The organism is Devosia sp. LjRoot3 (assembly GCF_964252865.1).
Classification (GTDB): domain Bacteria; phylum Pseudomonadota; class Alphaproteobacteria; order Rhizobiales; family Devosiaceae; genus Devosia.
The window spans coordinates 434235-458846 of sequence record NZ_CAXUPK020000004.1 but is presented as its reverse complement, the minus strand read 5'-3'; the positions used below and the strand labels follow the sequence as shown (position 1 = coordinate 458846).

Genomic DNA, 24612 nt, shown 5'->3' with positions numbered 1-24612 from the left:
CGGCTTTCGACCCCATTCTCGCCGTTGGTGCCTCGCTCGCAGTTTCCTATGGGCGGACACAGGCGATCATCCGCAAGAGTGGGCTTCTAACGAAATTGCGGACTTTCCTGCCGCGCGTCATGCGTCTAGCCTTGCGCCATGACAAAAAGCATTCTCAGGTTCTTTTTCGACTATGGCGCGGGTGGTTGCCTCTGGGCGGGTGACAACGAGACCCGTGAAGAATTGGGACTAGGCCCAGTGGACGAGAAATTGTTCGTTTCGAAGCCTGCTTGTGATCTGCGGGGCCAGCTTGACTTCGAGCATTCCGGCTATCTGAACCCCCTGTATCCGCCCGATCCGAGCCTGTGGACACAAACGCTTTGTGATCGCTTCAATGCTAGGGTGGACACGCTACTTGGGCTTTTGCGGCATGAATTGGGCGCAAGCTATGACATTGTGGATGAGCAACAGCGCTATTGCGAGGATCCCCGCTTGGGCGAGTATCTTGAGAACAATGCAGGCCTTGCTGCACTCAACGAAGTTGACGCGCCAACCGTAGGCTAAAGCATCGCACACGCGCCTCGACTTGCACCGACCTGGCATATTCTGGTGGGGTGCGTTTCTGGCAAATGCCTAACCCGTCATATCTAACTCATTCGGAGATGCAGGTCGGCTTTCGCAGAGCCTGCCTCAAAAGCAGACTGTCGGCTCCCCACCCCGAGTCTGACAGCATTCCGCGCCCCAAAACTAAGAAGGGCGCCTTGCGGCGCCCCTCCTTGAACTCACGCTTGCAGGCCTTAGCCGTCGAGCTTGGCCCCGTTGACCACGGCGTGGAGGTCGATGAGACCCACCATGCGGCTGTCATGGGTGATGATGCCGTTGAGCAGTTCGGTGTCGATGGCATTGCCTTCGGGCACATTGTGAATGTCTTCGCGGCTCACGGTCAGAATGTCGCTGACAGCGTCGACCAGGATGCCGACCCACTTGTCGCCAACGCTCATCACCACCACGACGTGGTTCTTGGTGGGCGAGGTCTGGCCATCGCCGAAGCGGGCGCGCAGATCGAAGATCGGCACGATGGTGCCGCGCAGGTTGATCACGCCGCGCACGAAGTCGCGCGTGTTCGGCAGCGGGGTCGCACCATTCCAGGCGCGGATTTCACGCACCGTGGTGATCTCAACGCCATAGGTCTGCTCGCCGATGGAGAAGGCGATAAGTTGCAGGGTGTTCTGGCCAACGACGGCCGTTTTATCCCCATTGTCTTCGCGGAGGCTGAGCGCTTCCATTTTCCTGGCCTTTCTGCCGCCCTTCTGGGCCGGTTACACACTGTGAGCGGCTGACAAGCCGCGCGTTACTCGTATTCCGGCGCGACGTCGCCGCCGCGCCACTTGGCCAACTAGGCCGCGTTCTGGTGAATCTGGTGGACCCTAAGACCCTGCACGTCGACGATCAGCGCGACATTGCCGTCGCCCAGGATCGTGCCGCCGGCAATGCCTTCGACCTGCTCGAAGTTTTCTTCGAGCGATTTGATGACGACCTGCTGCTGGCCGATGATGTCGTCGACGACGAGCGCCACCTTCTGGCTACCTTCGCTTTCGCACAGCACCACGAAGCGATCGTCCGGCGCCTTGTTCGAATGCATGCCGAAGCGCTGGGCCACATCGATGACCTGCACATATTCGCCGCGCACCTGCAGCACCTGGCCGCCGGAGGGGACGCGCTCGAAAATGGCGCCCGAGCACTGCATGGTTTCAACGATCGAGGAGAGCGGCACCACATAGGGGCTTTCGCCGACCTTGACGAGCATGACGTCGAGCACGGCCAGGGTCAGCGGCAGGCGCAGCGTCACGCGAGAACCCTTGCCGGTCCAGGAGCGGACATGCACGGAGCCACCGATCTTCTTGATATTTGAGAGCACCACGTCCATGCCGACGCCGCGGCCGGAAATGTCGCTCACCGCATCGGCCGTCGAGAAGCCCGGCGCGAAGATCAGCTGGTCGATCTGCTCGTCGGTCGGGGTGATATCGGGGGCAACCAGACCCTTGTCGCGAGCCAGCTGCAGCACGCGCTCGCGGTTGATGCCGTTGCCGTCATCTTCGACAATGATGAGAATATTGCCGCCGGCCTGCTCGGCCGAAAGGCGGATGGTGCCGATTTCGGACTTGCCGCGCGACTTGCGCTTTTCCGGATCCTCGATGCCATGGTCGGCCGAGTTGCGGATCATATGGGTCAGCGGGTCGCTGAGCTGCTCAATGACGGTCTTGTCGATTTCGGTGTTTTCACCGATCGTCTCGAGCTTGATCTTCTTGCCGGTCTTTGTGGCGAGTTCGCGCACTAGGCGCGGCATGCGCGAGAACACCGATTTGACCGGCTGGGCGCGGATGGCCATGACCGAGTCCTGCAATCCGCGCGTCGTCTGGGCCAGAACCTCAAGACCGCGAACGAGCTCGGTATAACGAGCGCGCAGATTTTCATCCATCTGCTGGGTCAGCATGGACTGGGTGATCACCAGCTCGCTGACCATGTTGACGACGCGGTCAACCTTGTCGAGATCGACGCGGATCGACTGCACGCCAACAGCGCGATTGCCGCCCTCTTCGCCACCTTCCCCGCCGGCAGCGGGTTTGGGTGCGGCAGCGGACTTGGGCGCAGCGGCCTGCGGCACGGGCCGCGGCGGCGCAGAAGCCGAGATTTCATTGGCGAGATCGGCAAAGCTGAGAGCCGGTTCTTCGGCCACAGGCTCTGCGGCAACAGGGGCGGACGGAGCTTCGGCAACGAGACGCACGGGAGCGGCAGCCACTTCGTCTTCAGTCAGCGCCATGAGGTTCTCGTCGGCTTTGGCAGGTTGTACGACCGCAACAGGTGTGGGAGCCGGCGCAGCCGCTGGCGGCACCACATGGCCGAGCGGCACGACTTCGATGCTGCAATCGCCATCGACGAATTCGAAGACTTCGCGGATCGCGGATTCCGTCAGGTCAGGCGCAAAGAGCGAGATTTCCCATGAGCAATAGACGCCAAACGGCTCGAAGTCGCTCAGGGCCGGAATGTCGGTGAGAATGGCACGGACATTGATCTCGCCCAGGGCTGCCAGTTCGCGGAACAGCAGCAGCGGATCATTGGCGCGCGAATAGAGCTGGCGATAGGGCGTGAAGCGCACTTCCCAGTGGCCCGGCTCGACCGGCATGGGCGGGGCGTCGAACGTATCGGGCTCGGCAGCAACCGGAGCGTCAACGGCTTCGACGACGTCGCCATCATCGACAGCAAGCTCGACGCGCACCGGCGTGAATTCGATATCGAATTCCTCGATGATCTCGCCGCTCCACTCGTCTTCGTCGCCGCCGCGCTGGCCGCGGGCAATGGCGTCGAAGCGCTGCTTTTCTTCCTGGCCGTAGTCGGCAGCCAGCTCTTCGCCGCTCTGGGCGGCATTGATGTAGTCGCCAACGATATCATTGGCGCGGATGCAGAGGCTGACCACGTCGTCGGTCATCTCAACACGACCATCGCGGACATAGTCGAGCAATGTCTCATAGGCATGGGCAAAGCCCACGAGCCCGGAGAAGCCGAAAGCACCGGCACCGCCCTTGATCGAGTGAATGGCGCGGAAAACAGCATTGAGCCGGTCGGCGTCGCGCTCGCCCCCTTCGATCGCTGCGAACTGTTCTTCGAGCTCGTTCATCAGCTCGGAACATTCGTCGAAATAGGTGGCCTTGAAGTCGTCTAGGTCGCTCATGGCGCCGTACCAGCCTTAGAAGGTAGTGTTAGTGGACCACGCGATGGATGACGCTGATCAGCTTGTCGGGGTCGAAGGGTTTCACGATCCAGCCTGTGCCGCCCGCGGCCTTGCCCTGGTCGCGCTTGTCCTGGCTCGTTTCAGTCGTGAGAATGAGGATCGGCAGGCTCTGGTACTGGCCGCTGGCCCGCACATTCTTGATGAACTCGATACCGTCCATGACAGGCATGTTGATGTCGGTGATGACGACGTCGATGTCGTGGCTCATCAGCACGTCCAGGCCCTGCTTGCCGTCTTCGGCCTGCAGCACCTCGAAACCGGCATTGCTCAGCGTATGGTGCAACATGGCCAGGATGGTTCTGGAATCATCCACAGTCAGTACGCGCAATGTCATGGTCTCATCATCCCTGAAAATTGTGCGCCAAGGCCCAATCGATCGATCGCGGCCAACATGGCGGCGCTCGGCGCGTCGACAGCAAATTCATTATGGTTGCGACGGGCGCTTTCGGCAGCGCTGATCAACATCAGCAGACCATTGGTCGACACGCGTTGCACCGCGCTTGCGACCACGGTCACCGCACCATCTTCGACAGCGTCGATCAGCTTGTCACGAATCGCGTCCAGCGCGTCGAGGTCGATGACCTCTGGCAAGGCAATCGCGCTTGCTTCCTGATGTGCCATTTCGTGGCCAGCCCCCGGAGTTCTCTCCTTCGCCATATTCATCTGGAACGGTTTAAGAAGTGCTAATCGCCCGGATGCCGGGGCTTAGCGTCGTGCGACCTCCAGCGCGCTTGCCGCCGCGGGCAAGTGGCTGTAACGAGGCGGCAGTATCAGGACAATTGCCATGACCACCAAGATCGCCCTGACCGGGCTCGCCCGTGACCTTGCCGCCCGCGCCGATGCGGGCAAGCCCATTCGCGTCGGCGTTATCGGCTCAGGCGAGATGGGCACCGATCTTGTCACCCAGATGAGCCTGATGAAGGGCGTCGAAATGGCTGCGATCGCCACAAGGCGGCCCCATACGGCGCTGGCCGCCATGACCATTGCCTATGGCGACGACAGCCATGGCAAGGTGGTCGATTCCCCGGCTGCCGCCACCGCCGCCATCGAACAGGGCAAGATCGCCGTCACCTCGGCCGAAACTCTCGTCACCACGCCCAATATCGATGTCGTCATCGACGCCACCGGCAAGCCGGGCGTTGCCGCCGATTTTTCCCTCACCGCCATGGAGCACGGCAAGCACCTCGTCATGATGAATGTCGAGGCTGATGTCACCATCGGACCCTATCTGAAGGCCCAGGCCGACCGCCTCGGTGTCGTCTATTCCGTCGGCGCCGGCGACGAACCCTCGTCCTGCATGGAGCTGATCGAATTCGTCACCGCGCTTGGTCTTGATGTGGTTGCGGCCGGCAAGGGCAAGAACAATCCCCTCAAGCACGACGCGGTCCCCGACGATTATCGCGAGGAAGCCGACCGGCGGAACATGAACCCACGCATGCTGGTGGAGTTCGTCGATGGGTCGAAGACCGCCGTCGAGATGACCGCCATTGCCAATGCCACCGGCCTCATGCCCGATATTCCGGGCATGCACGGACCCAAGGCCGACCGTGACGACATGGCCAAGGTGCTGATTCCCAAGGCCGATGGCGGGATTCTGAATTCCTCCGGCGTCGTCGACTTCACCATCGGCAAGGGCGTCGCCCCGGGCGTCTTCGTCATCGTCAAGGCAGAGCATCCGCGCATCATCGAACGCATGGACGATCTCCATATCGGCCACGGGCCCTACTATGCCTTCTTCCGGCCCTATCACCTGACCAGCCTTGAAGTGCCGCTGACCTGTGCGCGCATCATGCTCACCGGCAAGCCGGACATGGTGCCCCTGCCCCGCCCCGTCGCCGAAGTCTGCGCGGTCGCCAAGCGTGACCTGCTGCCCGGCGAACCGCTCGATGCGATCGGGGAGACCTGCTACCGCTCCTATGCCATGAGGGCCGACGATGCCCGCGCCGCAGGCGCCGTGCCGGTCGGCCTTCTCGAAGGCGGCAAGGTCACGGCACCGATCGCCAAGGGCGCGCTTCTTACGGCGGCCAACAGCCAGCCCGATTCTTCGACGCGACTGTTCGCCCTGCGGCGCGAGCAGGATCGGATGCTCGGCTACACCTCGTAGACAGGGGCTTGGGGGAGCCTTAGCTCCCCCTGATCGCGATCTTGCCCTTGCGGCCCGGTTCGCCGCTGGCCCGCACGGCTTCCGCCACGTCAGTGATCGGGTAGGCGGCCTCGATATCGAGCACCAGCTTGCCGGCGGCCGCATCCCGGATCAGTTCACCCAGAAGTTCGCCAATGCGCTCGGGCTTGACCGGCGGCTTGGCGCCCCAGAATCCCTTGACCGAAATATCGCGGAATAGCAGTTCGCCGGCCGAAATTTTCAGCGGTCGGCCGGTCATCGCGCCAAAGCTGATCAGTTGCGCGCCATCGGCGAGAATGCCGGAAAGCTGTGCCGCGCCGTCGCCACCAAGCGACTCGATGCCGCGCAGGATCGGTGCACCGCCGGTGATCGTGCGGACTTTTTCCTGCCAATCTTCGCCTTCGGTTGCGACGACAGTCTTGAACCCGAACGCTGCCATTTCGTCGACGGCAGCATCGCGCCGGACGAGGCCGAGGACGTTGACGCCCTTTTCGGCACCATACTGGGCAAGCAGTTTGCCTACCGCGCCATTGGCCGCATTGATCGCGATCCAGTCGCCGGCACCAACCTCAAGTGTATCGAGCAGCATCTTGGCCGAGAGCGGCATGGAGACCAGCTGGCAGGCGGTCGCGTCACCGACGCTGTCGGGCACCGGCACGAGCCGCGCCGCGGTCGCAAGATAATATTCGGCCCAAGTCTTTTCCGCGCCGCCGGCGACGCGCTGCCCCAGCTTGAGATGGGTAACGCCCTCACCCAGCGCCTCGACGGTACCCACTGCTTCCGTGCCCGGAACAGCCGGCAGGGCGGGCTTGAACCCGTAGTGACCGGCAATGGTCATCAGGTCATGGTTATGGACCGGCGACAGCACCATCTTGACCAGGACCTGGCCGGGTCCGGGCTGCGGGCGCTCCACCTCCTTGGTCTGCAGAACTTTTTCCGGCGTGCCGAATTCGGAATAAATGGCGGTCTTCATCACCGGCTCCTGTAAATTACTATGCGGCAAAGATATGTCTCGCGCTTTGGTGTTCAAGCCCCGCTTGCCATCCCCCAAGGCATGAAATAATTGCTGATCGTGTTATTCAGGATTTAAGCCATGTCGACCGAAGCTCTCGATCCCCGCGCGCCGCAGCGCGTTCGCCACGACACCCGTCTGCGTTTGCTGACCGTGACCGCCGTCACCGACATTACCCCGCTCATGCGCCGGGTTCGGCTCACCGGCGACATGGAAGGCTTCGTTTCTCCCGGCCATGCCGATCATATCAAGGCTTTCTTCTTTCCTGAAGGCGTAACGCCACTCCTGCCGGTTGTCGGGCCCAATGGCGCCGAATTCGAACCCGGCACCCGCCCCGAAATGCGCGACTACACGCCCCGCTATTGGGATGTCGCGGAGGGCTGGATCGAACTCGATTTTGTGTTGCATGGCGATGGCCCTGCCTCGAGCTGGGCGGCAGCTGCCGCGCCGGGCAAGACCCTCGTCATCGGTGGTCCGCGTGGTTCGGTGGTCGTGCCCGCGACCTATGACTGGTATCTGCTGGTCGGCGACGAAACCGCCCTGCCCGCCATCGGCCGCCGCATCGAGGAATTGCCCGCAGGCGCCATCGTCGTCGCCGTTGTCGAAGTCGACTCCGCCGCCGAAGAGCAGGGTTTCGAGAGCAAGGCCGATCTCGACCTCGTCTATGTCCACCGCAATGGCGCTCCAGCCGGCACCACCACGCTGCTCCTCGACAAGGTCAGGACGTTGGTCCTGCCCAAGGGCGATGCCTATGCCTATATCGCGGGCGAGAGCGGCATGAGCAAAGCGGTTCGCCAGCACCTCACCGAAGAGCGCGGTTTCAGTTCCGAATGGGTCAAGGCAGCCGGCTACTGGTTGCTCGGCACTGCAGACGCCCACGAGCCGCACTAAGCGCCAAGCCGGCCCCGCAAGGGGCCGGCACTCACCGGTTACTTGGTTTTGGTCTTGCCCGAAGTCGGCGCATTGGCCTCGGCCTGCAGCCGGTCCATCAGCGCGCGCCATTCTTCATAGGCCACGTCCTGGTCCGGCAGCGCCTCGCGCGAGCCGCCGCGTTCAACCAGTTCGCTCAACACAGCTTCAACATCGGGACCTTTTTCCTCGCAGGTCCCGGCCTCGTCGAGCGCATTGAAGGCGGGGGTGTAGTAGTTGGTGTCGTAGTCGTCGGTATTGAGCTTGAGCTGGCCATAGGCAAGGAGGTCAGCGGAATCGGTCAGCAGCGACCATTCCTCGTCCGTCACCTCATAGCCCCCGCAATTGCTCGAGACGACATTGGCGAGGACGACGCGCTCCAAAAACGCCTCGGCCTCCGCTCCCGAATAGGAGGTCAGATCGGGCAGTTGCACGAAAATCTTGCCGTCAGCGGCAGCCTGCTGCACTCCCACGGCAAGGAGAAGTCCGGTCACCAGTGCTTTCTTGAACATTTGCATCCCTCACAATTCGTTTGCCTCGAAGGTACTGACCTTCATGGAGAAATAACGGCAGAGGACTATTGCGGCTGGCCGCCCACGAATTGCACGGCCCGCGCACCATTGGCGATCCCGCGCTCAAGGCACTCCTCGACCGACTGCCCCTCAGTGAGCGCAGCAATAAAGCCCGCCGCGAAGGCATCGCCCGCCCCGGTTGAATCGACCACTTTCACGATCGGCGCCGGACGGCTGAAGTCGACACCCTGCGCCCCACCAACAGCAGCGCCGAACCGTCCGCGTTTGATGACGACGTGTTTGAACTGCGCCCCAAGAATCCGCACCTGGTCCTCAAAGCCCGCCACACCCGCCAGCATTTCCGCTTCGCTCTCATTGGCAAAGAGCCAGTCCGCCGCGCCAACCCAGGCAAGGAAGGTTTGCGGCCCGACCTCTTCGAGAAAGCCGATCGAGGCCGGATCGATGGCGATCGGGATATTGCGCTTGCGGGCCCGACCTAGCAGCGACTGCACGGCGGCGCGCGGCCCCGGCGCAAAGAAGCTGTAGCCCGAGACCAGCACCAGCCCCGTGCCATCGAGGAGGCTATCGGGCAGGTCCTCGGCGCAAAGATTGAGATTGGCCCCGCGATCGGTGAGGAAGCTGCGCTCGCCGCTCGGATCGAGCAGAGTCACAAGCACGCCCGAGCCGAGCTGCGCATCGCCCGCCAGCATGGGCGTCACGCCGCGCAGGCGAAAATGCCCTTCATGGCTCGCCTTGTCGACCATCCCGACACGGGCAGCAAACACCACATCGGCTCCGGCCGCGCCAAGCCACACGGCCTGATTGGCCCCCGAACCACCGGCACGGCTTTCGATCGCTGCGCGCCGGTCGGAGCCGAACACGATCGGCCCCTCGGGCTTGACGATGACGTCGGTCATCACATCGCCGACGACGAGGACTTTTTTGCTCATGCGCGGCGAACGGGTGCCTTGCCGGCCTGAAGATGCGCCAGGGCCACCGCGATCTGGCCAGCCACAAGCGCATTGTTCTTCACGAGCGCAATATTAGACACCAGCGACTTGCCGCCCGTCAGCTCAAATATGCGCTGCAGCAGGAACGGGGTCATGGCCTTGCCTTTCACCCCTTTGGCGTCGGCGTCGGCCAGAGCCTGGGTGATAAAGCCTTCGATGGCGCTGGCTTCCCAGGCATCGGCTTCAGGAATGGGGTTGGCGATCAGCACGCCGCCCATTTCGAGATCGGACTGGATGGCCAGCATCTTGGCGACGCCCTCGGCATCGTCAAAGCGGTGATCGACGCTGAAGCCGCTTTCGCGGGCCCAGAAGGCCGGGAAGTGGTCGGTGCCGAAACCGAGGACCGGCACGCCATTGGTCTCAAGCACTTCAAGGGTCTTGGCAATGTCGAGGATCGACTTGGCGCCTGCGCAGACGACGGTAACCGGCGTCTTGCCCAGTTCTTCAAGATCAGCCGAAATATCAAAGCTGTCCTCGGCGCCGCGATGCACCCCGCCAATGCCGCCGGTCGCAAAGACCTTGATGCCTGCAAGTGCGGCGATCTGCATGGTCGTTGCAACCGTCGTTCCAGCCGTGGTCCCGCTCGCGAGGAGCGCCGCGACGTCACGGCGGCTCGCCTTGGCAGCCTTGTGGCCTTCGAGGGCGAGGCGTTCAAGGTCTTCCCCTGCCAAACCCACGCAGAGCCTTCCGTCCATGATGGCGATGGTCGCCGGCACCGCGCCGGTTGCCCGCACCACATCCTCGACCTCGTTGGCCATGGCGAGGTTCTGCGGATAGGGCATGCCATGGGTGATGATGGTGGATTCAAGCGCCACCACGGCCTTGCCGGCAGCCAGCGCCGCCTTCACGTCTGCCGATACTGAAAGATAGGCCTTGCCGCTCATCCATGCCTCTTTGGAACTGTTCGGGGGCGCATAAGCTCTGCCCCAGGTTGCCAGCGCTTTTGCGCCTGGGTTGTTCTCTGGTCAACCCCCGCAAAAACTTCTGTTTGTCAGTCTTGTCGCTCTGAAAAAATGGCTTTAGTTTGCCCGTGATCAGAGAGGGAAAGGGCACTTCGCTGACCAGGTCTTTTGTTGATGGCGCGCGTGCCGCGCATCGATATTCGCCCGTCTCCGGGCCGATCGCAGCGACAGTCCCGGGCGCCCTTCGGCGTCCCCTAGAGACGTGTTCCCAATTGTTCACCAATTCTGCGCCGGGCACTCAAAGATGAGCGCCCGGGCCTGAGCGCGGCTTGCCGCAAAAGCCTGCCGCTTGCCGGCACCTAACCGCCCCTTCGCAAGAGGGGCAATGCCCCCGAATTATTACTAGGAGCTTCCACGTTATGAACAAGACGCTCGCCCTCGCCTTTGGCGCCCTGGTGGTCGCAAGCCCCGCTCTGGCCCAGGAGGAACCGGTCCTCAACGTCTATAATTGGTCCGACTATATTGCCGAAGACACCATTGCCAATTTCGAGGCGGAGACCGGCATCAAGGTCAATTACGACGTCTATGACAATAACGAGATCGTCGACGCCAAGCTGCTCGCGGGCAATTCGGGCTATGACATCGTCGTTCCCTCGGGCAACTTTCTCGAGCGCCAGATTCTCGCCGGCCTGATCCTGCCGCTCGACAAGTCCAAGCTGACTAATCTGGGCAATCTCGACCCGGCCGTGATGGCAACCGCCGCCAGCCAGGACCCGGACAACGCCCATGGCGTGCCCTATATGATCAACACGATCGGGCTCGGCTACAATGTCGCCAAGGTCACCGAAGCCCTCGGCCCCGATGCCGATCTTGAAAGCTGGGACCTGCTGTTCAAGCCTGAAGTCGTCTCCAAGCTCGCCGGTTGCGGCGTTGCCGTGCTCGACAGCCCCTCTGAAGTCACCGGCATTGCGCTGCACTATCTTGGCCTTGATCCGAACTCGGAGAGCGAAGAGGACCTCGCCAAGGCCGAGGAACTGCTGAACTCGGTCAAATCCTCGATCCGCTACTTCCATTCGAGCCAGTACATCGACGACCTGGGCAATGGCGAAATCTGCCTGGCACTGGGCTATTCGGGCGACATCTTCATCGCTTCGGATGCTGCAGCTCAAGCCGGCCAGGGCAATGAAGTCACCTACCTGATCCCCAAGGAAGGCGCCGCGACGCTGTTTGACTTCCTGGCGATCCCGATCGATGCCCCGCATCCGGAAAACGCCCACAAGTTCATCGACTATATCCTGAAACCCGAAGTCGTGGCCGCGATCACCAATTACGTGTTCTACGCCAACCCCAACCTTCCGGCGCTCGAATTTGTCGATGAGGAAGTTAAGTCCAACCCGGGCATCTACCCGCCCGCCGAGACCATCGCCAAGGCATTCGTCATGAAGGCGCACTCGCCTGAATTCGAAGAGGTCTTGACCCGCACCTGGACCCGCATCAAAACCGGCCAGTAATATCTTCATAGGGGCGGTTTTTCCTGCCGCCCCTTCACTCTCCTCGGATGCCGCCATGAAGAAGTCCCAGCAGCTCGCCGTCGATACTCGGCCGTGGCGCGATACGGCCAATAACAAGCCGTTTGTCCGCATCAAGAACGTGACGAAAAAGTTCGGCGATGTGCTGGCCGTGCACGATGTCTCGCTCGACATCTACAAGTCCGAACTCTTCTGCCTGCTCGGCGGTTCGGGCTCGGGCAAGTCGACGCTGCTGCGCATGCTGGCCGGCTTCGAGCAGCCGACCTCGGGCACCATCGAGATCGATGGCCAGGACATGACCGAGGTCCCGCCCTACAATCGTCCGGTCAACATGATGTTCCAGTCCTATGCGCTCTTCCCGCATATGTCGGTGGAACAGAACATTGCCTATGGCCTCAAGCGCGACAATCTCCCCAAGGGCGAGATCAATGACCGCGTCGCCGAACTCCTCAGCCTCGTCAAACTGCAGGACTATGGCCGCCGCAAGCCGCACCAGCTTTCCGGTGGCCAGCGCCAGCGCGTGGCCCTTGCACGCGCTTTGGCAAAACGTCCAAAACTCCTGCTCCTCGACGAGCCCCTTGGCGCGCTCGACAAAAAACTGCGCGAGGAAACCCAGTTCGAACTGGTGAAAATCCAGGAGAGCCTCGGTGTCACCTTCATCGTCGTGACCCATGACCAGGAAGAGGCCATGACCCTTGCTACCCGCATCGGCGTCATGAACCTTGGTGAAATCGCCATGGTGGGCGAGCCCACCGACATCTACGAATTCCCCAATTCGCGCTTCGTCGCCGGCTTCATCGGTTCGGCCAATATGGTGGAGGGCATCGTCACCGAGGACGAGCCCGGCCATGTGCGCATCCGTTCGAGTGAACTGGGCTGCGATATCTATGTCGGCCACGGCGTCGATTGCGCGCCCGAACAGATTCTGTGGTGGGCCATCCGCCCCGAAAAAATGTCGCTCAGCCGTGAAAAACCGGTCACTCCTCATGATGCCAATGTCACTTCGGGCATTGTAGAAGAGATCGCGTATCTGGGGGATATCTCTTTGTATCAGGTGGCTCTGGAGAGCGGCAAACGCATCCGCGTCAGCCAGACCAATTCGGTTCGCGGCAATCCCGATGCCATCACCTGGGACGAGAAGGTGTTTGTTACCTGGAGCGATAGCTCCGGTTCGGTGCTGACAGTATGACCGCCGCCCATTCCCCCACCATTCCGCCGCCAAGACGCTTGAAGCCGTGGAACGCGGTCGAGCGTGGCCTCGCCAAGGTCGGCATTTCCGGCCGCATGCTGGTGCTTGCCGCCCCGGTCCTGTGGCTGCTGGTCTTTTTCCTCATTCCGCTGGCCGTGGTTTTCGGCATTTCGCTCGCCACAAAACAGTTCGGCCGCCCGCCCTATTCGCCGCTCCTCACCACCGAGGAAGGCACGGTGCAACTGACCCTGCACCTCAACAATTACATCCGCCTCTTCACCGACAATCTCTATATCGCGGCCTATCTGTCCTCGATCCGCATCGCCTTCATCTCGACGGTGATCACGCTCTTTGTCGGCTACCCCATGGCCTATGCCATTGCCCGGGCTCCCGATCGCTGGCGCAATATCCTCTTAATGCTGGTGATCCTGCCCTTCTTCACCTCGTTCCTGCTGCGCGTCTATGCGCTGACCGGCTTCATGCGCGGCAATGGCGTCATCAACCAGTTTTTGGGCCTCTTTGGCATTGAGCCCTTGGTGATGATGCAGACCGATTTCGCCGTCTATGTCGGTATCGTCTATACCTACCTGCCCTTCATGATCCTGCCGCTCTATACGACGCTGGTGAAACTCGACGTCTCGCTGTTTGAAGCCTCAGCCGACCTTGGCGCCCGTCCGCTGCGCACCTTCCTATCGGTCACGTTGCCGCTCTCGCTGCCGGGCATCATTGCCGGCTCCATGCTGGTCTTCATTCCGGCCATTGGCGAATACGTCATCCCCTCGCTGCTCGGAGGCCCCGAAACCCTGATGATCGGCCGCGTGCTCTGGGACGAATTCTTCACTGCCGCCAACTGGCCGCGTGCGGCCGCCGTGGCGGTCGCCATGCTCCTGGCCGTGGTGGTTCCGATCATGCTGTTGCAGCGCGCCCAGAGCGCTGTGGTGGAGAGATAAGATGCGCCGTGGCTGGTTCCTCCCCATCGCAGCGGCCCTCGGGTTCTCGTTCCTTTACGCGCCCATCGTTTCGCTCGTTATTTTTTCCTTTAACGAGAGCCGCCTCGTTACCGTCTGGTCGGGCTTTTCGACCAAGTGGTATGGCGAATTGTTCCGCGATCCGCAGATGCTGGGCGCTGCCTGGCTGAGCCTGCAGATCGCCGCCATTGCCGCGACCATTGCCCTGGTGCTCGGCACACTCGCCGCCGTAGCCCTCGTGCGCTTCCGGCGCTTCAAGGGGCGCACGCTGTTTTCCGGCATGGTTTCGGCCCCGCTCGTCATGCCCGATGTGATCACCGGCCTTTCCCTGCTGCTGCTCTTTGTTGCCATGGAAGGGTTTTTGGGCTGGCCGCGCGGCCGCGGCATGCTGACCATCGTCATCGCCCACGCCACCTTCTGCACCGCCTATGTCTGCGTCGTGGTGCAATCGCGCCTCTCCGACTTTGATCGCAGCCTCGAAGAAGCGGCCATGGATCTTGGCGCGAGCCCAGTCCGCACCTTCTTCGACATCACCCTGCCGATCATTGCCCCGGCCCTGGTTTCGGGCTGGCTGCTGGGCTTTACGCTCTCGCTCGACGATCTCGTTATCGCCAGCTTCGTCTCGGGGCCGGGTTCGTCGACGCTGCCCATGGTGATTTTCTCAAAGGTGCGTCTCGGCGTGTCGCCTGACGTCAATGCGCTGGCGACCATCATTATCGGTCTCGTGGCAACCGGTGTGCTCATTGCCACCATCATCCAGCTGCGCTCGAAGCCCAAAAAGGCCAAGGCATAAGACCTTTTGGGCGGGGCCAAGGCGCCGCCCAGCACCAGTATCCGCGCTGCCTGGCGGCGCACGGTCGCGACGCCCTTTGGGCGCACGGCGGAAAGCGGCTTTCGCCCCGAAATTGGTAGTAAAAAAGAGGCGAAAGCCGCTTCCCACGATCGGGATTTTTTGCGCACGCCTCGAGCGGCCCCCTTTTGGGGTTTTGCGGTCCAGATCGCCGTCGGAAGCATCATGCGATGCAACGGGGGCTCACTGCCGCTTGGCCGGTTGTCGGCATCCACGCATCCGCCTGAGCGACCTCAAGCAGCCCGCCTTCCCACCCGGCACTTCGTCGGTACCGCGTGTTGCGGTGGGAACGGGGAGATCATGGCACGATTTTTCTTCGCGGGGATAAGATGGATAGATCAGGACACTGGCTGATGCACCAGCCAGCCATCCTCGCGCGCGCTATCCGGATCGCTATGGGCGCGCCGGAAGGCGGCAAGGCCTGCCTCTGCATCATCGAGGGCTCGGTGCAACTGCACCAGTTCGATCTCCGCGCCCGCCGGCAGGCGGAGCAATGCCCGGCCTCCAGGCTCGCGCGAGATCAGGCGATAGATATCGGCCATGAGCCGCCGGACTGCGACTGCCATCAGCCCGGCGACCGGACCAGTATCCGGACGCAAGGACAGCTCGAACCGCAAGTCTTCGAGCGTTTCGATGAGGCGCTGGTGTTCAGAGACCTGATGGCCGGGAATGGCACTTTTGTGAATGAGGCGGGTGGTGCTGGACATCTCTTGGACTCCCCTGTTTGAGGGGAGTGTGGGGCCGGCAGTCGGGAGCGGGGATAAACTGGGTTTGTGATGCAACACCGGAACGGGCACGAAGCCCGTGAAGGTTTTGTGACTAGACAGGTCCGGCGAACGGGCGCAAGCTTCCCTCATGTTCAACCAACGAGAAGGAGGTGTTCCAGTGTCTTTTGAGAATTTGGTGCTCGAAGAAAGTCTGGGAAATGTGGTGATGCGCGGAGGTTGCTCCAGCTAAACCACGACCTCCCGGGCCTATCGAGGCCTGTGACTCAGGGAAGGGCTGCTCCAGGCGAGCGGCCCTTTTCCTTTTGGGCAGCGCCGTTTGACGGCAACTTTTCCGGCCAGGGGACGCGACAGGCACAAGCAAGGCTTGACGGAAATGCTGCAGCCATTGATACCGCTGGCTGCATCTTTCTCCGGAGGCCCGCCTTGTCCTCGGCCAATTTCGTCCTGACCCTTTCCTGCACCGACCGTCCCGGCATTGTTGCCGCCGTGACCACGGAGCTGGCGGCGCTCAACGCCAATATCGCGGAATCCAACCAGTTCTGGGACAAGGAAACCGGTCGCTTCTTCATGCGCCTCGCCTTCACCGCGCCCGAGGGCGTGGGCCGGGAGAAAATCGAAAAGGCGCTGAAATCGCCAATCGAGCGCTTTGACATGAAGACCGCGCTCAGCGATGAAAGCCGCCGCAAGCAGATCGTTATTTTGGTCTCAAAATTCGACCATACGCTGCTGCATCTGCTTTACCAGATCCGCGTGGGTTGGCTCGACGCCGAGGTGGCTGCGGTGATCTCCAACCACGAAGACGCGCGCAAGATTGCCGAGGATGCCGGCATCCCCTTCCACTACCTGCCGGTGACCAAGGACACCAAGGCGGCGCAGGAAGCCCAGGTGCTCGATATCGTCAAGGCGGTGGGTGCGGACCTCGTGGTGCTCGCCCGCTACATGCAGGTGCTTTCGGACAATCTGTCGACGCGCCTCTTTGGCCAGGTGATCAATATTCACCACTCGTTCCTGCCCAGTTTCAAGGGCGCAAAACCCTATCACCAGGCACACGAGCGCGGCGTCAAGATCATCGGCGCGACGGCGCATTATGTGACGCCCGACCTCGACGAGGGTCCGATCATCGAGCAGGAAACGGCGCGCGTGACCCATGCGCTGAGCCCGGACGACCTCGTTGCCGCCGGCCGCGATATCGAAAGCCGCGTGCTGGCGCGGGCGGTAAAGCTGCACCTGGAAAGCCGGGTCATGCTCAACGGCAAGAAGACGGTGGTTTTCGGATAAGGGTTCTCCCCTGCTCAGCAGACCGTCACCCTCGGGCTCGACCCGAGGGCCCTTCACTTTCGTACTCAAGCTAAGTGAATTGTCCTCGGGTCAAGCCCGAGGATGACGCGTTGTGGGGCGACACATGGGCGAAGGACCAAAAATACTCAGGCGACTTCGTCGATCGGCAGGTCTTCGAGATTGAGCGAATCCGCCAGGCTCGTGCTGTCGAGCACGGCGCGGGTGGCGAGGGTCACCCGCTCGAAGACGTGGCGGATTTCGCAGGAACTCTCGTCCTTGCAGTCTTCGCATTTGCGGTAGGCAATCTTTGAGAGGCAGGGCAAAGGCGCGATCGGCCCGTCGATCAGACGCAGCACTTCGCCATACATGATCTCTTCAGGCGCCTTGACCAGCTCATAGCCACCCATTCGACCGCGCCGGCTGGAAACGAGGCCGGCGCGTTTGAGTTCGAGCAGGATCTGTTCGAGGAACTTTTTCGGGATCGCCTGGTCGCGGGAAATCTCGCCGATCATGCGGCTTTCGCCACGGCCAGCTCGGGCCAAGGCCACAAGGGCCCTCAACGCATACTTGGCCTTTTGCGACATCATGGCCCGGCCTACTCCCTCGGCTCCGGCTTGACCACCGGTACATCCGGTTCGGTTTCCTCGGCCTCTTCGGCCTCCTGCCCGGACGCATCTTCGTCGGCTTCGACGGGCTCCGCAACAAGTGCCTCGTCGACCGTCTCGGCATCGTCAGCAGGCTCTGCGATATCGTCCGCCACGATCGCTTCGGTTTCAGCCACGGCGGGCCCTTCTTCGGACTTTGTCTCAGGCGGCAGGACGATGACCTCGTCGATGGCCGGCGGAGCCTCGCCGATGGACGGGGTATCCTCTGCCCTGGTTTCCACCTCTGCCTCGCCTTCGCTGGGTTCAAGCACGACCAGCTCTGCGGGTGGAATCTCTGCCGCCTCGGGCTCCGGCGCGGGCGGGGGTAATTCGATGACTGCGGATGCCTCGACGACCGGGATCGCTTCGATGGGCTCGACCGGCGCTTCGGGCTCCACGGGGGCTTCGGGTTCTACGGGTGTCTCGACCGCAGCGACCGGCATAGGAATGACCGGCTCCGCCACGGCGACAATGGCCGCGGCCTGGGCCAGGATATTTTCACTCGGCGGCAGCGGGCCGGCAGGTTCCGTGGGCTTGGCCGAAGCCTCGTCGCGCAAAAGGTCCAAAATGCCCTTGCCGATTTCGCGTTCACCGCGAATGACGATGGAAGCGCCAAGGCCACGAAGAAAGTCTTCTTCTTCTTCCGAATAGGCGCGGGCGATGATGCTGATCTCGGGGTTGAGCTTTCGGCCGCTCTCGCAGACTGTGCCTGCCTCAAAGGCGTTGGAAATGGCCACCAGCAGGTTTTTCGCCCCACCGAGATTGGCGAGTTTCAGCGTCTTCTGGCTCGCCGCATTGCCATAGATGACCTCGAGCCCGGCGACGCGCGCGGCAGCGACGTCATGATCGGAATCCTCGATCACGACGATATCGCGGCCGGCAGCCTTGAGGCCATCGGCCACGATGCGTCCGACCTGGCCGTAGCCGACAAGAACGGTGTGGCCGGTAAGGGTCAGGGGCTCGACGACATCGTCATCCGGTCCCGGTGCTCCGCGCTCGATAGCGGCGTCGCGCGGAATATCGGTGGTGGCCGGGCCCATGGAGGCGGCAGAAAGTTCGCCCGGCTCGACGCGGGTTTCGGGCGTGGCGGCAGCGACGCGGCCGCCGAAACGGGCTTCGACGCGGGGGCGCAAAAACTCGAGGATGAAGAAGACGATGGGGTTGAGGACGATGGAGATCAGCGCGCCGGCAAGGATCAGGTCCTGGCCCTCTTCGGGCAGGATAGCGAGGCTGACGCCCATGCTGGCGAGAATGAAGGAGAACTCGCCGATCTGCGCAAGGCTCGCCGAAATGGTCAGCGCCGTACCGGCCGGACGACGGAACAAAAGCACGATGCCGAAGGCGGCGAGCGATTTGCCGACGACGATGATGAAGACCGTGCCCAGCACCGGCAGGGGATCAGTGAGGATGATCGCGGGGTCAAACAGCATGCCGACCGAGACGAAGAACAGCACCGCGAAAGCGTCGCGCAGCGGCAGTGTTTCATTGGCGGCGCGATGGCTGAGTTCGCTTTCGGAGAGGATCATGCCGGCAAAGAAGGCGCCGAGCGCCAGGGACACGCCGAAGAGCACCGAAGAGCCCAGAGCCACGCCCAGCGCGATGGAAAGCACGGCCAGGCGGAACAGCTCGCGGCTGCCGGTATGGGCGGTAAAATGCAGCGCCCAGGGAATGACGCGGCGACCGACGATCAGCATGAAACCGACAAAGGCGGCGATCTTGATCAGGGTGATGGCCAAAACGCCCCAGATACCGACATCGGCATTGAGAATGCGTTCGACAAAGGACACGAAGGGATCGTGGAGCCCGGTATCGGTGCCATTGAGCCCGGCAAAAGCGGGGATAAGCACCAGGGCCAGCACCATGGCGAGGTCTTCGACGATGAGCCAACCAACGGCGATGCGCCCGCGCTCGCTTTCGATCAGGCGCCGGTCCTGCAGGGCTTTCAAAAGCACGACGGTCGAGGCGACCGACAGCGCCAGACCAAAGAGCAGCGACCCACCAAGATCCCAGCCGAGCATCAGCCCAAGGCCCGCGCCCAGCGCCGTCGCCACTGCGATCTGGGCGATGGCGCCCGGAATGGCGAGGGCCCGCACGCTCATCAGATCCTTGAGCGAGAAGTGCAGACCCACGCCGAACATCAGAAGGATGACGCCGAGTTCGGCCAGCTCCGCGCCCAGCGCCTGATCGGCGACAAAACCGGGCGTATAGGGGCCGGCGAGAACACCGGCAAAGAGATAGCCGACGAGGGGCGGCAAGCGCAGCTTGTTGGCCAACATGCCAAAGATATAGGCCAGCACCAAACCCGCGACGATCGTGGTGATCAGGGGGGTCTCGTGGGGCATGGACGGTCCTCATTTCTAGGGCAATCTCGATAACGATGATGGGGTATCACCGTGTCAGGCGCAAGAAGCAAAGACCCCGAAAGATCAATCCCTTGGCTGCGCCTGATGAGAAACTCTAGAGAGAGGGCAAACTTGGCTGAACTGTGACTTCAGCTGATGATGGTGATGCGCTCGGCAGCACGGGTAATGCCGGTATAGAGCCAGCGCGCGCGCTCCTCGCGAAACACAAAGCTTTCGTCGAAAAGATAGACATTGTCCCACTGGCTGCCCTGCGCCTTGTGCACCGTGAGGCAATAGCCAAAGGTGAACTCGTCGAACTGGCGCCGCTCGGTCCAGGCCATGCTTTCCTCTTCGCCCGAGAAGAAGGCCTTGTGCGTGAGAACCTTGGCTTCGCCCTTGCCTTCGTCGTCGGCCAGCATGAGGGACCACTTGCCGTTCGAGCGCCGCGTTGCGTCGGTGACGATCCAGATTTGCCCGTTGAGGAGGCGCTTTCTGGGATTGTTGCGGAGGCACACCATGCGGTCGCCTATGACTGGCTCGTGGAAGGGCAGGCCCTTCAGCTCGCGCAGGCGATCATTGTAGGTGAGGCGCGTCTTGTTGCGGCCGACCAGTACCTGATCGGCCTCGAGCACGGCGTCGCGATCGACCTTGTCGCGGCCGACAACAATGCTTTCGCCATAGCGGCCATGTTCGAGAAAACCACCTTCGCGCACGGCCATCGAGAGCTGGATGATCGGATTATCGGCCGCCTGGCGGTGAATTTCGGTGAGCATGATGTCGGGTTCTTCGGTGGTGAAGAAGCCCGCGCCCTGCACTGGCGGCAACTGGAAGGGGTCACCGAGCACCAGGACTTTTACGCCGAAGGAGAGGAGATCGGCGCCCAACTGCTCGTCGACCATGGAAACTTCATCGATGACGATGAGATCGGCATCGGCGGCGGGGCTTTCCGGATCGAGTACGAAGCGCGGCTCGCCCTCTTTCTCGGAAACCAGCGTATAGATCAGCGAGTGGATGGTCTGCGCGCCCTTGCAGCCGCGCTTTCGCATGACGAGAGCGGCCTTGCCGGTGAAGGCGGCATATTTGACCGAGCGGATATCCTGCGCCAGATGCACGGCAAGCGTCGACTTGCCGGTGCCGGCCCAGCCGAACAGGCGAAAGACCTGCGGACCATTCTTGTCCTTGAGCCATTTGGACACGGCAATCAGCGCCGCGTCCTGCTGTCCCGACCAGACCGGTGTCGTCATCAGTCGATCACCGTCCTGACAATACCGACACCCTCGATCCGCCCCTCGATCACGTCTCCTGATACAACCGCGCCAACCCCGGCCGGCGTGCCGGTCATGATGATGTCGCCCGCCTTGAGGGTTACGAACTGGCTGAGATAGGCAATGGTTTCGGCAACGCTCCAGATCTGGTCGGAGAGATCGCCGCTTTGCCGCTCGGCACCATTGACCGAGAGCGTGATTTTGCCGGTTTGCGGATGGCCGATGGCGCTGGCCGGTTCGATCGTGCCGATTGGGGCCGACTGGTCAAAACCCTTGGCCATTTCCCATGGGCGGCCCGCCTTCTTGGCAATCGCCTGCAGATCGCGCCGTGTCATATCGAGACCGCAGGCATAGCCATAGACGTGGTCGAGCGCATTCTCGACCGTGATGTCAGCGCCGTCCTTGCCGATGGCGACCACCAGCTCCACCTCGTGATGGAAATCCTCGGTCTGGGGCGGATAGGGAATTGCAGCGCCACCGACCACGACCGCATCGGCGGGCTTGGCAAAGAAGAACGGCGGGTCGCGCACGTCATTGCCCATTTCCTTGATGTGCTCGGCATAATTGCGGCCCACGCAATAGACCCGGCGCACGGCAAAGAGCCCACCGCGGGCGATGGGAATGGACACAGGCGCATGCGGCTCGAACAGGAAATCAGCCACGCGAAAACTCCTCGGCATAGGGTCCGATCAGGTCGAGATCGACAGGGCTCAACCGATCCTGTGCACTAAACGACTGGTGCCAATATGGATAGAGCAGCGGCGGGCGGCTGACGTCGTCAAGACGCTTCCGCTCCTCGGCTGTGAGCTTGAAACTGGCCGCGGCGATATTGTCGCGGAACTGGCTTTCATTGCGCCCGCCGATGATGACGGAGGTCACGCCCGGCCGCCCGAGCAGCCAGGAAAGCGCCACCTGTGCGCCGGACACGCCGCGCGCTTCGGCAATGGCGACGAGCGTATCGATGACCGAATAGAGCTTTTCCCAATCATAGACCGGCGGCTCGCGGAAACCGCCGACATGGCGGCCGCTCTCGGGCTCGCTATCCCTGCGATATTTTCCGGAGAGCAACCCGCCAGCCAGCGGCGACCAGACCAAAATGCCCAGCCCCTGATCCTGCGAAACGGGCACGAGTTCGTATTCGGCATCGCGGCTATGCAGCGAATAGTGGATCTGCTGGGAGATGAAGCGGGCGCCATGCCTTTTATCGGCGGCCATCAGCGCCTTCATCATGTGCCAGCCCGAATAGTTGGAACAGCCGATATAGCGCACATGGCCATGACGAACGAGCGTATCGAGCGCTTCCATCGTCTCTTCGATGGGCGTTTTGCCGTCCCATTCATGCACCTGATAGAGGTCGATCACGTCGGTCTTGAGGCGTTTCAAACTCGCCTTGCACTGCTCGATGATGTGATGGCGGGAGAGGCCGATGTCGTTGGGCCCATCGCCCATCTTGAAGCGGACCTTCGTCGCGATCAGCGCTTTCTGGCGGCGGCCGTTTTCCTTGAGCACATCGCCCAGAATTTCTTCCGAGACGCCGGCATTGTAGACATTGGCCGTGTCATAGAGGTTGATGCCGGCATCAAGGCAAAGGTCGACCTGGCGCGCGGCGTCGGAGGGGCTGGTATTGCCGATCTTCTCGCTGCCGCCAAAAGTCATGGTTCCCATGGTGAGGACCGAGACTTTGAGGCCCGAGCGTCCGAGATAGCGATACTCCATCGGCATTCCTCCTTTGTTCTCGGTCAACAGGGCTAAAGAATTGCGGGAGTCGGGTCAATCTTGCTCTGCGCGATTTGCCTTGTCTCGCGCGCGCCGAAACGGCTAAGCAGCAGCATCGAACGGGGGTTAGACACCATGCCGGATGCAGCAGAGGACGTCCTTGCCACCTGCCATTGTGGTGCCGTCTCGATCCGACTGCCCAAGGCGCCCAGCGAAATCACTCACTGCAATTGCAGTCTCTGCCGGCGCTATGGCGTGCTCTGGGCCTATTATGCCATTGCCGAAGTAGTGATCGAAACCAAGATCCCGACCGACACCTATGCCTGGGGCGGCAAGAACGTCGATTTCCATCGCTGCTCTGGCTGCGGCTGTGTCACCCATTGGTATCCGCGCAAGGCCGGCCGGGAAAACCTTGGCATCAATGCGCGGCTGCTCGATCCAAAACTCCTCGCGGCGGCCAATGTGCGCTACAAGGATTCGGCTGATACCGGGCTCTTCCATTGACCAAGCCTATTTCCTGAAAGCCTTCGCCGTGCGGCCCCAATCCATTCTTGTTCCTGTTCTTCTCGTCGCTCTCGGCATGGTCTTTACCCAGACCGGCGCGAGCTTTGCCAAAATGCTGTTTCCGCTGGTCGGCGCCAATGGCGCGACGGCGCTGCGCCTGACCCTTGCGGCGATCGTGCTCGTCATCGTCTTCCGGCCTTGGCGCTACAAGCTGGGCCGCGCGCAATGGCGGGCCGTGCTGCTCTATGGCGCAGTCATGGGCGCCATGAATCTCTTCTTCTACGCCGCGCTCGAGCACATTCCCCTCGGGATCGCCGTGGCGCTCGAATTCACCGGCCCTCTGGCCGTGGCCCTGTTCGGCGCGCGAAAACCACTCGATTTCGTCTGGATTGCCCTCGCCGTCTGCGGCTTTGCCATGCTGCTCCCCTGGACCGGTTTTGCCGGCGATATTTCCCCGCTGGGCATTGGCCTCGCCCTCTGCGCCGGTGCCTGCTGGGCGGGTTATATCATTTTTGGCCAGAAGGCCGGCACCGGCGGCGGCGCCCATATCGCGGCCCTCGGCGTCGCGACCGCCGCTCTTCTGGCGCTGCCCTTCGGCATGGCCAGCGCCGGCCCGGCTCTGTTCGATCCTTCCATTCTGCCGCTGGGCCTTGCCGTGGCCCTGCTTTCAAGCGCCATTCCCTATGCGCTCGACATGGTCGCCCTGCCCCATATTCCGGCCCGGCTCTTCGGCATTCTGATGAGCGGCCAACCGGCATTGGCGGCGCTTTCGGGCCTTGTCATCCTGGGCGAAAAACTGACGCCGGGACAGGTTGCGGGCATGGCGGCGATCATCGTCGCCTCGATTGGCGCGACCGCGACCATTGCCCGGCCGGTGCAGGAACCGCAGCCCTAAAGACTGGATTTTCGTCTCGCGATGGGCATAGTGCGTCCCTCGGGGAGAGGAAGGTGCAACATGCTCTACGCCGTATTGTGCTATAATGACGAGAAGGCCGTTTCCACCTGGACCAAGGAAGAAGACGCCGCCTGCATGGTCAGGCTCGGCAAGGTCCAGGACGAATTGCGCGATGAGGGCCGGCTCGGCCCGGTCGTGCGCCTCCAGAACACCACCGAGGCCAAGACGCTGCGCAAGGCCAATGGCGAACACGTGGTCTTTGACGGCCCCTTTGCCGAAACCAAGGAACAGTTTTTGGGGTTTTACGTCGCCGATGTCGACACCATCGACGAGGCGGTGGAATTCGCCAAGAAACTGGCGGTCGCCAATCCGGGCCTCGGCTCCTACGAAATCCGCCCGCTCCGCATCTATCTGCCGAGTGCCTTGCAGAATGACACGGTCATCGCCGAGCCGGCCGAATAGGCCGGC

The 24612-nt window shown here is 62.1% G+C and carries 24 protein-coding genes and 1 pseudogene; 11 read left to right on the top strand and 14 right to left on the bottom strand.

Annotated features, from left to right (window positions below; translation table 11 throughout):
- Window positions 1-138 precede the first annotated feature (138 nt).
- Window positions 139-543 carry a hypothetical protein gene (locus ACSQ2A_RS16940; RefSeq protein ID WP_436073172.1) on the top strand — a complete coding sequence of 135 codons (405 nt, stop codon included), beginning with the start codon at window positions 139-141 and terminating at the stop codon, window positions 541-543.
- 233 nt (window positions 544-776) lie between these two features.
- Here the strand turns inward: ACSQ2A_RS16940 and ACSQ2A_RS16935 are convergent, their stop codons facing one another.
- The 4 genes from ACSQ2A_RS16935 to ACSQ2A_RS16920 all read right to left on the bottom strand — a co-directional run bounded on the left by ACSQ2A_RS16935 (window position 777) and on the right by ACSQ2A_RS16920 (window position 4390).
- Window positions 777-1265: a chemotaxis protein CheW gene (locus tag ACSQ2A_RS16935; protein ID WP_035085422.1), complete on the bottom strand. Its 489-nt coding sequence runs from the start codon at window positions 1263-1265 to the stop codon at window positions 777-779.
- 110 nt (window positions 1266-1375) lie between these two features.
- Window positions 1376-3709, bottom strand: coding sequence for a chemotaxis protein CheA (locus tag ACSQ2A_RS16930; protein WP_436073171.1), 2334 nt, complete (start codon window positions 3707-3709; stop codon window positions 1376-1378).
- A gap of 28 nt (window positions 3710-3737) precedes the next feature.
- On the bottom strand, window positions 3738-4103 hold the full coding sequence (locus ACSQ2A_RS16925) for a response regulator (protein ID WP_035085423.1): 366 nt from the start codon (window positions 4101-4103) through the stop codon (window positions 3738-3740).
- Entirely contained in the window at window positions 4100-4390 is a 291-nt protein-coding gene (locus tag ACSQ2A_RS16920) for an STAS domain-containing protein (RefSeq protein WP_291421606.1), read from the bottom strand. The genes ACSQ2A_RS16925 and ACSQ2A_RS16920 overlap by 4 nt, the downstream gene beginning before the upstream one ends.
- A gap of 163 nt (window positions 4391-4553) precedes the next feature.
- On the opposite strand from ACSQ2A_RS16920, the gene ACSQ2A_RS16915 reads away from it, so the two are divergent.
- Window positions 4554-5873, top strand: coding sequence for an NAD(P)H-dependent oxidoreductase (locus ACSQ2A_RS16915; RefSeq protein ID WP_295412710.1), 1320 nt, complete (start codon window positions 4554-4556; stop codon window positions 5871-5873).
- A 19-nt stretch (window positions 5874-5892) separates the two neighbouring features.
- On the opposite strand, the gene ACSQ2A_RS16910 is transcribed toward ACSQ2A_RS16915, so the two are convergent.
- Entirely contained in the window at window positions 5893-6864 is a 972-nt protein-coding gene (locus tag ACSQ2A_RS16910; RefSeq protein ID WP_436073170.1) for a zinc-binding dehydrogenase, read from the bottom strand.
- A 120-nt stretch (window positions 6865-6984) separates the two neighbouring features.
- Here ACSQ2A_RS16910 and ACSQ2A_RS16905 point away from each other — a divergent pair, with 120 nt between their 5' ends.
- A complete protein-coding gene (locus tag ACSQ2A_RS16905) occupies window positions 6985-7794 on the top strand; it encodes a siderophore-interacting protein (RefSeq protein WP_436073169.1) in 810 nt (269 codons plus the stop codon).
- Between the two features lie 38 nt (window positions 7795-7832).
- Here the strand turns inward: ACSQ2A_RS16905 and ACSQ2A_RS16900 are convergent, their stop codons facing one another.
- The 3 genes from ACSQ2A_RS16900 to ACSQ2A_RS16890 form a co-directional block, all read right to left on the bottom strand.
- Window positions 7833-8324 (bottom strand): hypothetical protein, encoded by a 492-nt coding sequence (locus ACSQ2A_RS16900; protein WP_436073168.1) that lies wholly within the window; start codon window positions 8322-8324, stop codon window positions 7833-7835.
- A gap of 65 nt (window positions 8325-8389) precedes the next feature.
- Window positions 8390-9274, bottom strand: a complete 885-nt coding sequence (locus ACSQ2A_RS16895) for a carbohydrate kinase family protein (protein WP_436073167.1) — start codon at window positions 9272-9274, stop codon at window positions 8390-8392.
- The gene (locus ACSQ2A_RS16890; RefSeq protein ID WP_295412720.1) at window positions 9271-10218 is read right to left on the bottom strand and encodes a pseudouridine-5'-phosphate glycosidase; all 948 of its coding nucleotides are present in this window, start codon (window positions 10216-10218) and stop codon (window positions 9271-9273) included. Before ACSQ2A_RS16890 ends, ACSQ2A_RS16895 begins: the two co-directional genes overlap by 4 nt.
- Window positions 10219-10655: 437 nt before the next feature.
- On the opposite strand from ACSQ2A_RS16890, the gene ACSQ2A_RS16885 reads away from it, so the two are divergent.
- The 4 genes from ACSQ2A_RS16885 to ACSQ2A_RS16870 all read left to right on the top strand — a co-directional run bounded on the left by ACSQ2A_RS16885 (window position 10656) and on the right by ACSQ2A_RS16870 (window position 14715).
- Window positions 10656-11747 carry a polyamine ABC transporter substrate-binding protein gene (locus ACSQ2A_RS16885; RefSeq protein WP_436073166.1) on the top strand — a complete coding sequence of 364 codons (1092 nt, stop codon included), beginning with the start codon at window positions 10656-10658 and terminating at the stop codon, window positions 11745-11747.
- 55 nt (window positions 11748-11802) lie between these two features.
- A complete protein-coding gene (locus ACSQ2A_RS16880; protein ID WP_436073165.1) occupies window positions 11803-12954 on the top strand; it encodes an ABC transporter ATP-binding protein in 1152 nt (383 codons plus the stop codon).
- A gap of 95 nt (window positions 12955-13049) precedes the next feature.
- Window positions 13050-13904, top strand: coding sequence for an ABC transporter permease subunit (locus ACSQ2A_RS16875; protein ID WP_295414424.1), 855 nt, complete (start codon window positions 13050-13052; stop codon window positions 13902-13904).
- A gap of 1 nt (window position 13905) precedes the next feature.
- Window positions 13906-14715 carry an ABC transporter permease subunit gene (locus ACSQ2A_RS16870; protein WP_035085439.1) on the top strand — a complete coding sequence of 270 codons (810 nt, stop codon included), beginning with the start codon at window positions 13906-13908 and terminating at the stop codon, window positions 14713-14715.
- A 395-nt stretch (window positions 14716-15110) separates the two neighbouring features.
- Here ACSQ2A_RS16870 and ACSQ2A_RS16865 read toward each other — a convergent pair whose 3' ends face one another.
- Window positions 15111-15479 (bottom strand): hypothetical protein, encoded by a 369-nt coding sequence (locus ACSQ2A_RS16865; protein ID WP_436073164.1) that lies wholly within the window; start codon window positions 15477-15479, stop codon window positions 15111-15113.
- A 444-nt stretch (window positions 15480-15923) separates the two neighbouring features.
- On the opposite strand from ACSQ2A_RS16865, the gene purU reads away from it, so the two are divergent.
- Window positions 15924-16778, top strand: a complete 855-nt coding sequence (gene purU, locus ACSQ2A_RS16860) for a formyltetrahydrofolate deformylase (RefSeq protein WP_295412725.1) — start codon at window positions 15924-15926, stop codon at window positions 16776-16778.
- Window positions 16779-16924: 146 nt separating this feature from the next.
- On the opposite strand, the gene ACSQ2A_RS16855 is transcribed toward purU, so the two are convergent.
- The 5 genes and pseudogenes from ACSQ2A_RS16855 to ACSQ2A_RS16835 all read right to left on the bottom strand — a co-directional run bounded on the left by ACSQ2A_RS16855 (window position 16925) and on the right by ACSQ2A_RS16835 (window position 22745).
- Complete coding sequence (locus ACSQ2A_RS16855; RefSeq protein ID WP_295412726.1) at window positions 16925-17365, bottom strand: RrF2 family transcriptional regulator; 441 nt, start codon at window positions 17363-17365, stop codon at window positions 16925-16927.
- 611 nt (window positions 17366-17976) lie between these two features.
- Window positions 17977-19764 (bottom strand): annotated as a pseudogene (locus ACSQ2A_RS16850) (cation:proton antiporter domain-containing protein); the annotation flags it as partial.
- Window positions 19765-19913: 149 nt separating this feature from the next.
- Window positions 19914-21008, bottom strand: coding sequence for an ATP-dependent DNA helicase (locus ACSQ2A_RS16845; RefSeq protein ID WP_436073163.1), 1095 nt, complete (start codon window positions 21006-21008; stop codon window positions 19914-19916).
- Complete coding sequence (locus ACSQ2A_RS16840) at window positions 21008-21691, bottom strand: fumarylacetoacetate hydrolase family protein (protein WP_436073162.1); 684 nt, start codon at window positions 21689-21691, stop codon at window positions 21008-21010. The genes ACSQ2A_RS16845 and ACSQ2A_RS16840 overlap by 1 nt, the downstream gene beginning before the upstream one ends.
- On the bottom strand, window positions 21684-22745 hold the full coding sequence (locus ACSQ2A_RS16835; protein WP_436073161.1) for an aldo/keto reductase: 1062 nt from the start codon (window positions 22743-22745) through the stop codon (window positions 21684-21686). Before ACSQ2A_RS16835 ends, ACSQ2A_RS16840 begins: the two co-directional genes overlap by 8 nt.
- Window positions 22746-22880: 135 nt before the next feature.
- Between ACSQ2A_RS16835 and ACSQ2A_RS16830 the strand changes: the two genes are divergently transcribed.
- From ACSQ2A_RS16830 to ACSQ2A_RS16820, 3 genes are read left to right on the top strand one after another with little or no spacing between them, the layout of a single operon-like run.
- Window positions 22881-23249 carry a GFA family protein gene (locus tag ACSQ2A_RS16830; protein WP_436073160.1) on the top strand — a complete coding sequence of 123 codons (369 nt, stop codon included), beginning with the start codon at window positions 22881-22883 and terminating at the stop codon, window positions 23247-23249.
- 28 nt (window positions 23250-23277) lie between these two features.
- A complete protein-coding gene (locus tag ACSQ2A_RS16825; protein WP_436073159.1) occupies window positions 23278-24144 on the top strand; it encodes an EamA family transporter in 867 nt (288 codons plus the stop codon).
- Between the two features lie 60 nt (window positions 24145-24204).
- Window positions 24205-24606: a YciI family protein gene (locus ACSQ2A_RS16820; RefSeq protein WP_295412740.1), complete on the top strand. Its 402-nt coding sequence runs from the start codon at window positions 24205-24207 to the stop codon at window positions 24604-24606.
- Window positions 24607-24612: the final 6 nt, after the last annotated feature.